Consider the following 566-nt stretch of genomic DNA (forward strand, 5'->3'; position numbering starts at 1 on the left):
TTTCGGTGGCCACCCTGTTCGATTTGCTCGATATCTGCGACCGCACCGATTTACGGGGCGCGGTATTGCAAGACCTTGAAAGACAACGTGTTTCGCTGGGCGCGCTGCGCCAGCACCCGGGTGTCGACCCGCAGGCCCTAGACGCCATGCTTGCTGAAATCCAGGCTGCGGCAGCCGATTTGGGCGGGCAAGGCCGCATAGGCCAGGAATTGCGCGATAACGAATGGCTGGCCAGCCTGCGCGGTCGTCTGGCGGTGCCGGGCGGCTCGTCTCAGGTCGATATGCCCTCGTATTTTTCCTGGCAGATCAAGCCGCCCGAAATCCGCTCACACGATCTGGGCCAGTGGATCAGGCCTTTTCTGCCCTTGTACAAGGGGTTGGCGCTTATTTTGCGCGTGCTGCGCGATTCCGGCGATAGGGCCGATGTTACTGCGCGTCAGGGTGCTTACCAGGAAATGCTAAGCGGCAAGGTGTTCCAGCTGCTGCGAGTATGGGTAGACTCGGCCCTGAATATTTTCCCCGAAATGAGTGCCAATAAATATGTAATCTGGGAACGATTTGCCGCG

Annotated in this window: 1 protein-coding gene; it reads left to right on the forward strand. The window is 59.0% G+C overall.

Annotation, left to right across the window (positions count from 1 at the left end; genetic code table 11):
• Positions 1 to 566: cell division protein ZapD (gene zapD, locus H0A72_RS21945; RefSeq protein ID WP_180158633.1), on the forward strand; the 566-nt coding region annotated here is incomplete at both ends.

It is taken from the genome of Parapusillimonas granuli (genome assembly GCF_013416525.1).
In the GTDB taxonomy this organism is placed as follows: domain Bacteria; phylum Pseudomonadota; class Gammaproteobacteria; order Burkholderiales; family Burkholderiaceae_B; genus Parapusillimonas; species Parapusillimonas granuli.